Consider the following 10,965-nt stretch of genomic DNA (forward strand, 5'->3'; position numbering starts at 1 on the left):
GGCCACACCGACGAGATGACCGCACAGGTTGACCGCAACCTGCTCGAGATGAACCTCGTCGAAGACGGTKACATGGTGGTTATCGCCGCCGGTTCGCCTCCCGGGAAGGCCGGTTCCACCAACATGCTGAAAGTCCACAAGGTCGGCGACCTGGCGGACGCCGGCAGCCACGGCGAGAACGTCGTCACCAAGGACAAGCTCGGCCCCTGGCCGGAAAAGAAGAAGAAGAACCGGCTCCAGGACTAGTTCTGAAGGTGCAGTTCTGAGCGCTTGAACGCAAAAGGGAGGATCCCCGCCGGTTGGCGGGGATCCTCCCTTTTGCGCTTCGTTGATTCGCAGCGTGCGGCCGCGGTTGTGCGGCCGGGCTGCGGCTAGTTGACCTGGTTGATGATGGTTTCGGCAACCTCGCGCATGCTGAGGCGGCGGTCCATCGAGGTCTTCTGGATCCAGCGGAAGGCTTCAGGCTCCGTCAGGCCCATCTTGGTGGTCAGGAGGCTCTTGGCGCGCTCCACGAGCTTGCGGGTGGCGAACTGCTCCTGCAGGTCGGTGACTTCGCTTTCGAGGGCCTTGATCTCCTMGTGGCGGGAGAGCGCGATCTCCAGCGCCGGGATGAGGTCCGCCGGGGTGAACGGCTTGACCACGTAGGCCATGGCGCCGGCGTCGCGGGCGCGCTCCACTAGTTCCTTCTGGCTGAACGCGGTGAGCAGGACCACGGGGGCGATCCGGGCCTTGACGATTTTCTCTGCGGCCGAGATGCCGTCCATGACCGGCATCTTGACGTCCATCAGGACGAGGTCGGGTTTGAGCTCCTCGGCAAGCTGCACGGCCTTTTCGCCGTTGTCTGCCTCGCCGACGACGTCGTAGCCTTCACCGCGCAGGATCTCGATGATGTCCAGGCGGATGAGAGTCTCATCCTCGGCGACAACAACGCGGCGCGCCGGCTGGGAAGTGGGGGATGACTCCGTCTGTTCTGACACGGGAACTCCTTGGAAAGGTACGGCGGGAACTACACCATCATAGGTTTCGTCCGCCGATGTACTTGGACCGGTTTGGTTCGATGCGGCGTCACTGGCGCGATTCTGGAATTCAGCCTATCTGCATGTAGAGTAATTTCGCGCACTGGAAGCGATCGCGTTGCTCACAGCACTGTGGTTGAGTGATTGTTACACCGGTGTACTCCGCGCCCGAGTGGCGGAATTGGCAGACGCGCCGCACTCAAAATGCGGTATCGAAAGGTGTGTGGGTTCGAGTCCCACCTCGGGCACGCAAACCCCCTCGTCAGAGGGGGTTTCTGCTTTAAGGTGTGTACAAAGCCGGTGGTGGCGTCMTCTGACGCTTGGTGCGCGGGCTGTGCCCTGGCCGCCGCGGTGGCCGATTCAGGTGCGTGGGTKGCGGTTCAGTGCCCTGGCTGGTGGGCCCTCCGCCTGCTCTGGCTGGTTTCCTGTGGTACCTCGTTCCGGTTTTGTCGTGTGGGCCGGGATGGCCCTACACCTATTCATCGGCCGGGGGAGTGGGAGCAACATKACCGTGGTCATTTCGATGTAGGGCGTTCTGGGAAGCGGTCTCAAGGCAGCCGGGGGAGCCGCGTGTCGGTGCTTGTCCTACCAAAGAGGGTGTGGACAGCGTCCACACTTACGTCTGCTTTTATCGGGGCGCTAGTAGCGGGGATTCGAGCGTCGGGTGGGGTATGAGGGTTCCTAGCGAGAGGGCCAGAAAAGGAAGAAACTGAGCCCAATCTGACGCGCTGACCACCCCTGCCTGGCGTCAGGTCKGGTGTACTCCATTTGGGCGTATAGCCGTCAGCCCGACTTTGATTTGCAGCGATAAGTGGCTGTCTTTTCGACAGCTCTTCTTGTCGCCTCGCCGATCTTAGGGGGCGGAGCATGTAGTTCACGCTGCGGCCTTCTTGAACCTCGCTAGGGTTTGGAGGGTTCAGTGGCGGATGCTTCATCAGAGTGCGGAACGATTCCCAGCCACTTTAGGGCTTCCTCCAATGAGGCGAAGAACTGGGTGGGGCAGGGAAAGCTGTCTGGGTAGCGGAAGGTGGCAACTACTTCGTCCACAGGGCTTGAGCCCAGCAGCGCAATTCGCGAGGCCGCAGAAGGCCAAGAAAAAGCGTTTCGTCCTGAGCTGTTGACAGCTGTATCCGTCATTTCCACCAGCAAGGGGCCGGGCCTGCTACCGGTGACCTGGTCCACCTTTTTCATCGCGGCAAGGATGTCCCCGTCGGTCAGGTTGGCACCAGGCTGCCAGAGCAGATGAATAATCCCATCCTCGCGCGCCGCTGTCAATTTCTCCCGAGTAGGACGCTACGGGCGGGTCGGGATCCAAGAAACGGATCCGACCACCCGTGCCAGCCTGATTTGATCCGCGGAACCCAGGCGACAGTAAGCCGGGAAAAATGGAACCGGCACCCCCTGTCMGCCCTGAAGGGCGGTAGCGAGGGTGCCGTACCGTAATCTTGGGCTGGAGCAGCTCGTCGTCGGCGGAGGTAACGGGGGATCAAGAGCACACGGGTTGATGAATCTATGCTGATCCCCGCAGCAGTTCGCTCTATTGTCTTGCCAGATAACGGAGAGCACCACAACGTCGAACTCCTGTCAGGGCGCCAGCCGATCGCAGCAGCTAATCCGCCAGCGGCCCCGGACGATATCGACAGTGTCTGACACTCAATTCTCCCTGTCCATTAACTTGTCCTTGTCGCTCCGTGCGTTATTTCATCGAGACAAGGATCTTCACTTCACTGTCCTTGTTCCTGATCAGTTGCTCGAGTCCTTGCTCAACAATCTCATCGGCGCGGATGCGGTTGGTGATGAACGGTTCCAAGTTCACCTTGCCGCGCCGCACCAACTCGATAGCCTCAGGGTGTTCATGCGCGTCGCCAAGCGCGCTGCCGATTTCACGATCCTGCATCGTCAGCCGAGCGGTGATGTCGAGCTCAACCGCGTTGAAGTGGAGGGCGACAACCTGCAGTCGTCCGCAGCGCCTAGCGCGTCCGGCAGTTGGTTCACAACAACACCGATGCCTGCGGCGTCGAAGGCAACGTCGGCACCCGCGCCGGCTGTGTGAGAAGCCACCACAGCATTCAAGTCCTCCTTCGTCGAGTCGACTACGACGTCCGCGACCTTGTTTTCCGTGTTGTTTGCCGTTGTTGGTTGTGGGTGTCGTTCTGGAAGGGGGCCACCCGCTGGGATGAGGGTCGGGAGTGCAACTTGGGGGACCGGCGCGGGGCGGAAACCTTCAGCCGGAGGCAGTGCTCCACCGTCCCGGTGAGGAAAGTTTCGTTCCGGGCCGGCGCGGTGGCGCCCTGGTTGCGCGGACCCACGCAGCGAACATGGGGACATATCAGAATGACAAGCAGCATTAAGGCTCTTGTTTCGCTCATCAAAGTMGAGGATTCAAGCGGCATAACTTGTAAGTCACCGCCCCACGCAGAGAAGTGGCCTCGCGCTTGAAGTCAAGGTGCACGAAATATAACGAGCTGAAAGTGGTGGGGGCATTCGGCCGATCCACTTCATGCTTACAGATCGGCCCTTCTTGAAATTGCACGGAAGTCATGCAACACAAGCGAAGCTTTGGCTGGGCAGGCGTTTTCTGGCCCACCTAATAGCCTTCTCGCTCTTGACATAGCCGAACTACGGGTACAACCATATACTACTGTATAGTGAATGCGACTTTCACATTACGAAATACCAAGCCATCCTCGTGCCTTGCATTCATGGATGCACGGGAATCCCGGCTGAGGAAGTGTGGCGGGATTTMATAGGGAGGCAGACGGATGACAGAACCGAGCGGCTGGGGCGCAAAGGTGCGTCCAGCTACAGCAAACGCCGTACGGTGTGAACGCAAGGGGAGAAAATGAGCACAAACATTCGTGAAACAGCGGTGAACGACGCCGGCGCTGCATCGCAATCCACCCGGCGGGTGGTCATGGGGGCGACAATAGGCACCGTCATTGAATACTTCGACTTTCTTGTCTACGCGACGGTGTCCGGGCTCGTTTTCGGGAAGCTTTTTTTCCCGAACGGTGACCCATTCGTCGGTAGTCTCCTAGCAATTTCCACATTCGCCGTTGGATATCTGGTTAGGCCTMTCGGGGGCGTGGTCTTCGGGCACTTCGGAGATAGATATGGCCGGCGCCGAGTTCTTTTTATCACGCTCATGATGATGGGGGCGTCCACAATGTGCATCGGCTTGCTTCCCACCCATGCCACGATCGGAGTTGCTGCACCGGTGCTTCTCGTGGTCATACGCGTAATACAAGGGCTCGGGGTGGGAGGCGAATATGGTGCTGCGGCCGTCATGATTGTCGAGCACACCAACCATACTGGTCGGCGCGGACTATTCGGCAGCTTCGTCACAGTCGGAGCCGGTGGAGGGTTTTTCGTGGCGTCGGGCGTGCTCGCTATCCTCACAGCTGTCATTTCCCCGGAGCAGTTTCTGGCCTGGGGCTGGCGAGTACCATTCCTTCTGAGTGCCGTTTTGCTTGCGGTGGGCATCTACATACGCTTCAACACCACCGAGTCCCCGATGATGCAGCCGCAGGAAAGCCGGGCCGCTCCCGTCAAGATCCCCTTCGTCGAGGTGCTGCGKACGAGCCCAAAGCAAGTTCTAATCGCCTTCGTGGCACCGCTGGGCATGCTCGTCGCATATTATGTGGTTCTGGTCGTCAGTGTCCCGTTCGCGGTTGCCCAAACGGGTCAAAGCAGCTCTTCCCTRCTCTCGCTCCTCACGGCAAGCCAATTTCTCTACATGTTCGCACTCATTGCGTCCGCCTGGTTGTCCGACAGGGTGKGTCGCGTCGTTCCCATGATCGCGGGGTCGATCGGGTTGCTGGCTTGGGGCTTCATCTTTTTCCCATTGCTCCTTTCAGGCTCGGATGTGGGTATATTCGTCGCTTTCCTCGGAGCCCTTATCTTCATCAGCGGTATTGGTGGTMCCCTTGCCTCGTTCCTTGCGGAGCTATTMGCCACGAACACACGTCTCACGGGCCTCTCGTTGGGCTACCAGGTAAGCACAGCCCTCGCTGGCGGATTTACACCGGTCGTGGCAACCGTGCTCATTCAGATTTCAGGTAGCTGGTGGCCCGTGGCGGCAATGATTACCGTCGCATGTGCCATCTCGCTTCTCGCCTTCCTTGCGAGCCGAAAAAGCATCAGGGCTGACCTCCGTGTGTGAATAGGAACCAGAGGGGCTGCGGCCGGGCGCCGGACAACGGCCGTCGCCATATCCTGYCGGCAACAACGGGCCGTTCCTTATGTTCAATTCCCGCGCATCCGGGCCAGGAGCAGAGGCTTCCCCTATCCGCACTTGCGACGTACGCGACCGAATGATGAGCACGGATTCGAAGGCGCACAACGATCAGCTGTGTTGAGCCGGGTTGCCATTCTGGATGCTTCGGGTGATGGAAAACACCCCGGTCCTCGGACCGGGTGTTTTTCTTGGCCCGGCTKCKGCCGCGGGGGGTGCGTTCGCCTCGTCCTGTGCCAAGACGCGGGAGCCATCMTGTTGGCAGAAGTACGTGCCAGGTTGAGTGGCCCTGGCAGACCATTTTTTCTGGCTCATTTGTGACTCGCCGGGCACGTGATCGGCATCAGGGCTGCGATGGGAGCGGGCACCCGCTCCCAGTAGCTCGTAGGGTCTGGTCTGCGTGCATCTTATGCACGAAACCCCCGATGGCGACTTATCGCCCTCCGCTAGTACCGACCCGCCGGATAGGAACGCATTCATGATCTGCCACGCTGCCGCGAAGTCGTCTTGGGCCGCGTGCTCAGGGGCTGGGCGGAGGAGGCGTTGGATGCCCTCGGATGGTGGGTATAAGTTCCATGATCGTGCCTGCATGGTTTGGCCCTGATGCGGGAGTGCCGGGGTGCCACACGACGGACCTACGCCACGCCCACCCTGGCTCTACGTCGGTGCTTCAACGTCTAGGTATCGGCGGTGGTGCAGCTGTMCTCCGCGCCGCCGCGGTCGGGTTGAATCGCGACTTGCCTTGCTTCGGCCGGCTTGACGGTCGGCATAGCCAGCACGGCCGCAACGGTGAGGATGCCCGCTGCCATCACCGCCAGGAAGACCGCGCCTGACGCAGCGACGACGGCGTGCGTCTCATCGGTGCCTTTCGCGGTACTTGCATAAACTGCGCTAGCAATTGCGCCGAACACGGCCACGCCGAGAGCGCTACCAATGGACCTGGCAGTCATGTTTGTACTGGTCACAGTGCCGCGCTCATTCCACGCCACGCTGGTCTGGGCCGCTATTAGGGTGGGGCTGGTCAACAGCCCCAGGCCGAGCCCGACGACGAAGCAACTGCTGGCGACCAGCGCGACGTTGGGGGCAGCCGCTGTGAGGGCCAGGATCAAGAGGCCCGCCACAGCCACGGAAATTCCGATGAGTGCCGTCGCCTTGAAGCCGATTCGCAGGTAGAACCGGCCGGCCTGTGAGGAGCTGATCGGCCACCCGACGGTGAGCGCTGCGAGTGCCAGGCCGGCTACCAGGGGCGACGTTGATAAKCCGCCTTCCAGGAATGTTGGCACAAAGGAGGTCAGCCCGATCACGACGGCACCTACGCCAAAAGACACCAGTGTTGTGGCCAGGATATGCCGCCGGGACACAACCCAAGGCGGCAGGACCGGCTCCGCCGCCCGCCGCTCCACCAGGAGGAAGAGGACCACGAGGATCGCCCCCACGCTGAAKACGCTGATGCTAACGGGTGAGTTCCATTCCCAAGCCTGACCGCCCTGAAGGGCTCCAAGAATCAGCAAGCTGAGTGCGCCCGCCAACAGGACCGCGCCGAGGTAGTCCACCCGGTGCTTGGTGAGCTCCACGTTCTCGTGGAGAGTCCGGAACAGCATCCACCCTGCCAATAGGCACAAAGGAATGTTGACCAAGAAGATGCCGCGCCAGATCCCTAGCGAGKAGAAGATACCGCCAAGAGTTGGCCCCACCACCGAGGAGACCRCCCACACGCTCGCCAGGTAGCCCTGGACTTTAGCTCGCTCCTGCAGTGAATAGATGTCGCCGGCGATGGTCATTGACATCGGCAGCACCGCTCCCGCGCCGAGACCCTGCAGGGCACGGAAAGCGATCAGGGTTGGCATGCTCCAAGCAGTGCCGCAGAGGATGGACCCGAGCAGGAACAGCCCGATGCCCGCCAGGATGATMGGCTTGCGGCCTACCATGTCCGAGAGCTTGCCGTAGATGGGCAGCGAGACTGCCTGGGCAAGCAGGTAGGCCGAGAAGAGCCAGGGGAACGACGAGAATCCGCCCACATCCCTCACGATAGACGGAACGGCGGTGGCCACGATGGTGGAGTCAATGGCGACGAGCCCGGCGACCATCATCAGAGCGATGAGGATGGGCCCCCTTTCGGAGCGGAATCCAACTCCCTGGTTGCTGGTTGGCATATTAGACTCCGGCAGGGTGACCAATGGGCCACGGKGCATTGTCGGCGACCTCGTCAGCGCCGTCGGTCTCCACTGTGGTGGAATCGGCTACGTCAGTCCTTTGAGTCACGGACATGGTGCCCTCCTTGCAATGTTGTGTCATCGAGCCCAAATTAGACGGCGTAGGGGTCGGCGATGCCGATGTACTGGGTGGTGGTGTATTCGGCGATGCCTTCGGAGCCGCCTTCGCGGCCGAGGCCTGACTGCTTGATGCCGCCGAAGGGGGCAGCGGCGTTGGAGATGACGCCGGCATTGAAGCCGACCATGCCGAACTCGATCTGCTCTGCCACGCGCAGGAGCCGGTTGAAGTCGCGGCTGTAGAGGTAGGAGGCGAGCCCGTATTCGGTGGCGTTGGCGAGCCGGATGGCGTCGTCCTCGGTGGCGAACGTGGTGACCGGGGCGACGGGCCCGAAGATTTCCTGGCGGAGGATCGCCGSGTTGTTGGGCACGTCGGCGAGGACCGTGGGCGGGTAGAAGTAACCGGCCCCTTCGACGGGGGCTCCGCCGGTGACGGCGGTGGCTCCGGCGTCGACGGCGGCGCTCACCAGCGCGTGGACGTCGTCGCGGGCGCCGGCGTCGATCAGGGGACCGACCTGGGTGCCGGGTTCGGTGCCGCGTCCGGTGGTCAGCTTGCCCATGGCCGCGGCGAACTTGGCGGTGAACTCTTCCGCGACGGATTCGTGGACCAGGAACCTGTTGGCGGCGGTGCAGGCTTCGCCCATGTTCCGCATCTTCGCGGCCATGGCACCCTCGATGGCAGCGTCGAGGTCTGCGTCCTCGAATACGATGAACGGTGCGTTCCCGCCCAGCTCCATGGAGGTGCGGAGCACGTTCTGTGCGGCGTCGGCCATCAGGCGTTTGCCCACCGGGGTGGAGCCGGTGAAGGAGACCTTCCGCAGCCTCGGATCTTTGAGCAGCGGTCCCGAAATGCCTGACGCCGAGGAGGAGGCGACGACGTTGAGGACCCMGGCGGGCAGCCCGGCGTCGAGCATGGTCTGGGCGAAGTACTGCGCGGTGAGCGGGGTGAGCTTGGCGGGTTTGAGGACCATGGTGCAGCCGGCGGCGACGGCGGGGGCGACCTTGCGGGTGGCCATCGCGAGGGGGAAGTTCCAGGGGGTGATGAGCAGGCAGGGTCCGACGGGTTTGTGCTGGACGAGGATCTTGTTTTTCCCTTCCGGGGTGGTGAGGTAGCGGCCGTAGTCGCGGACGGTTTCCTCGGAAAACCAGCGCAGGAATTCGGCGCCGTAGGTGACTTCGCCGCGGGCTTCGGCCAGKGGCTTGCCCATTTCCTGGGTCATCAGCAGGGCGAAGTCCTCGGCCCGTTCTGTGACGAGGTCGAAGGMGCGGCGCAGGATTTCGGCGCGTTCACGCGGTGCCGTGCGGGCCCAGGCGGCCTGGATCGCGTCGGCCGCGTCGAGGGCGGCCAGGGCGTCCGCGCTGGTGGCCGAGGCGAGGGTGGCGAGGACCTTTMCGGTAGCGGGATCGTGCACGTCGAACGTGCCGCCGTCGGACGCTTCCCGCCACTTGCCGCCAATCAGCAGGCCGGTCGGAACGGAAGCGAGCAGGGCAGCCTCCCGCTCGGGAGAAATGGGAGGGGAAATTGTGGAAACAGTCATGAAGGGAAGTCCTTAACAGTTGTAGCTGGCGGGGCCTGGGCGGATTCAATCGGGCCTTGGGCTGGTGGGGGGAGGGTTAGTAGGCTTTGACCCTCTGCTCGACCACCAGGTGGATGAGCGCGAACACGCGGTCGTCGTCGATGGCTTTCAGCGCCGATGTGATAGCGGCAGGAATGTCCGCATCGTGTTCTACCTTGATGCCAAAGCCGCCGAAGGCCTGCGCCATGAGCGCGAATTTTGGGTTCTTCAATTGGGTGCCGGAGACCCGCTCCGGGTAGTGCCGTTCCTGGTGGGTGCGGATGGTTCCGTACTCCTGGTTGTCCATCACGATGACCAGGGGGTGGCGCCATACTGGGCGGCTGTGGCAAGTTCCTGGCCGTTCATGAGGAATTCGCCGTCACCTGCGATTGTCACCACACGCTTGCCGGGGTATTCCAAGGACGCGGCGATGGCGGAGGGGACCGAGTACCCCATGGAGCCGTTGCGGGCGCTGATCATCGAGGCGTAGCGCAGGGTGGGGAAGTAGCGGTGGGCCCAGTTGGTGTGTTCGCCGGCCCCGAGGGTGACCATAGCGTCAGCAGGCAGGGTCGGTACGAGGTTGGCCATCAGGGTGTCCATCCGAGCCGCGCCGGCCTCCGGCGTCGCCGGCGGCAGCGCGGCGAAGGCAACCTGTTCGGCGCGCATCTTCGAGGTCCAGGCCGCCCATTCGTCTGTGACAGGAGGGTCGATCTTGGCCAGGTCGCGGATAAAGACGTCCGGCCTTGCCAGGATTTGGTACGAGACGGGCCCGGAGCGGCCGCGGACGGACGGGTCGATGGTGACGAGGAAGTTCTTTTTGGTCCAGTCCTGGYGGCAGAGGAATCCGTCGGTAATAACATCCCCCGGGACTGTGCCCACAAAGATCAGCAGGTCGGTTTCTTCCAGCAGGTCGTAGGTGGGGCGGGGCCGGCCGTAGCCGATCGGGCCTACGTAGGAGGGCGAATCAAAGGGGATGGTGCCTTCGGTGCGCCATTCGGCGGCGGCCGGGATGTGGTGCTTTTCCAGCCAGCGCGTGAGCTGGTCGGCGTCTTCCTGGGTCCAGTCGTTCCCGCCGGTGACGAACAGTGGCTTGCTCGATGCGGCCAAGGCATCAGCCAGCGCGGTCGCGTCCACGGTGGTCATTCCACCGGCGGCTACCGGGTTAGGGGGATGAAGTTTGGCGGGGATCTGCTGCCGGATGACGTCCTCCGGGAGGCCGATGACGACAGGGCCGGGCCGTCCGCTCATTGCCGCGAACAGGGCTTCGGCGACGATCTCGGAGGCCCGTTCAGCGTGGTCCAGGACCATCACACGCTTCGCACCGGTGTCGAACCAGGCTTTGATATCAAATTCCTGGAAAGCCTCACGGTCCCGGTGGGCAAAGGGGATCAGCCCCACAAACAGCACCATGGGGGTGGAGTCCTGCCACGCCGTGTGGAGCCCAACGTGAGCATTCGCAGCACCCGGACCCCTGGTGACCATGGCAATGTCAGGCAGCTGATTCATCTTGCCGTCCGCCTCGGCCATGTATGAGGCCCCGCCTTCATGCCGGCAGACGATGGTCTCAATCTGCGAGTCATGGAGTCCGTCAAGAACGTCAAGAAAGCTCTCGCCGGGCACCACGTGCGCCCGTTTAATTCCGTGGGCCACCAGCGTATCGACGATGACGTGGCCAGCGGACTTGTGGGGCGCCGACGGCGGATCCTGCGCCAGTTMGTAGTGTTCGGCCGTTACTTGAGTCATGGATGGAAACTTTCTCGCTGGATGCCGCGTCTTTGACGCATCAGGGACTTCAGTTGGTGACTGAACGGGAACCGTCGCCAAGGGAAGTCAACGCCTGGCCGGCCTGGTGGAATTACAGAAGTATGCATAGAGGGCTCTCAATGCGC

At 62.2% G+C, this 10,965-nt stretch carries 7 protein-coding genes, 1 tRNA gene and 1 pseudogene; 4 read left to right on the forward strand and 5 right to left on the reverse strand.

Annotated features, from left to right (window positions below; genetic code table 11):
• The coding region (locus tag AC1DBQ_RS18070) for a pyruvate kinase alpha/beta domain-containing protein (protein ID WP_476929823.1) at window positions 1–246 on the forward strand (246 nt) is incomplete at its 5' end.
• A 125-nt stretch (window positions 247–371) separates the two neighbouring features.
• On the opposite strand, the gene AC1DBQ_RS18075 is transcribed toward AC1DBQ_RS18070, so the two are convergent.
• Window positions 372–977: an ANTAR domain-containing response regulator gene (locus AC1DBQ_RS18075; RefSeq protein ID WP_476929824.1), complete on the reverse strand. Its 606-nt coding sequence runs from the start codon at window positions 975–977 to the stop codon at window positions 372–374.
• Between the two features lie 205 nt (window positions 978–1,182).
• On the opposite strand from AC1DBQ_RS18075, the gene AC1DBQ_RS18080 reads away from it, so the two are divergent.
• Window positions 1,183–1,264 (forward strand) — tRNA-Leu (locus AC1DBQ_RS18080).
• A gap of 652 nt (window positions 1,265–1,916) precedes the next feature.
• On the opposite strand, the gene AC1DBQ_RS18085 is transcribed toward AC1DBQ_RS18080, so the two are convergent.
• The gene (locus AC1DBQ_RS18085) at window positions 1,917–2,291 is read right to left on the reverse strand and encodes a DUF7793 family protein (RefSeq protein WP_476929825.1); all 375 of its coding nucleotides are present in this window, start codon (window positions 2,289–2,291) and stop codon (window positions 1,917–1,919) included.
• 367 nt (window positions 2,292–2,658) lie between these two features.
• Here AC1DBQ_RS18085 and AC1DBQ_RS18090 point away from each other — a divergent pair, with 367 nt between their 5' ends.
• On the forward strand, window positions 2,659–3,069 hold the full coding sequence (locus tag AC1DBQ_RS18090; protein WP_476929826.1) for a hypothetical protein: 411 nt from the start codon (window positions 2,659–2,661) through the stop codon (window positions 3,067–3,069).
• Between the two features lie 789 nt (window positions 3,070–3,858).
• Complete coding sequence (locus tag AC1DBQ_RS18095) at window positions 3,859–5,178, forward strand: MFS transporter (RefSeq protein WP_476929827.1); 1,320 nt, start codon at window positions 3,859–3,861, stop codon at window positions 5,176–5,178.
• A 749-nt stretch (window positions 5,179–5,927) separates the two neighbouring features.
• On the opposite strand, the gene AC1DBQ_RS18100 is transcribed toward AC1DBQ_RS18095, so the two are convergent.
• The 3 genes and pseudogenes from AC1DBQ_RS18100 to AC1DBQ_RS18110 all read right to left on the reverse strand — a co-directional run bounded on the left by AC1DBQ_RS18100 (window position 5,928) and on the right by AC1DBQ_RS18110 (window position 10,819).
• A complete protein-coding gene (locus tag AC1DBQ_RS18100) occupies window positions 5,928–7,403 on the reverse strand; it encodes an MFS transporter (RefSeq protein ID WP_476929828.1) in 1,476 nt (491 codons plus the stop codon).
• Between the two features lie 152 nt (window positions 7,404–7,555).
• Entirely contained in the window at window positions 7,556–9,058 is a 1,503-nt protein-coding gene (locus AC1DBQ_RS18105) for an NAD-dependent succinate-semialdehyde dehydrogenase (protein WP_476929829.1), read from the reverse strand.
• Between the two features lie 76 nt (window positions 9,059–9,134).
• Window positions 9,135–10,819, reverse strand: a pseudogene (locus AC1DBQ_RS18110) (thiamine pyrophosphate-dependent enzyme).
• Window positions 10,820–10,965 lie beyond the last annotated feature (146 nt).

This window comes from Arthrobacter sp. 10T413_2 (assembly GCF_056394205.1).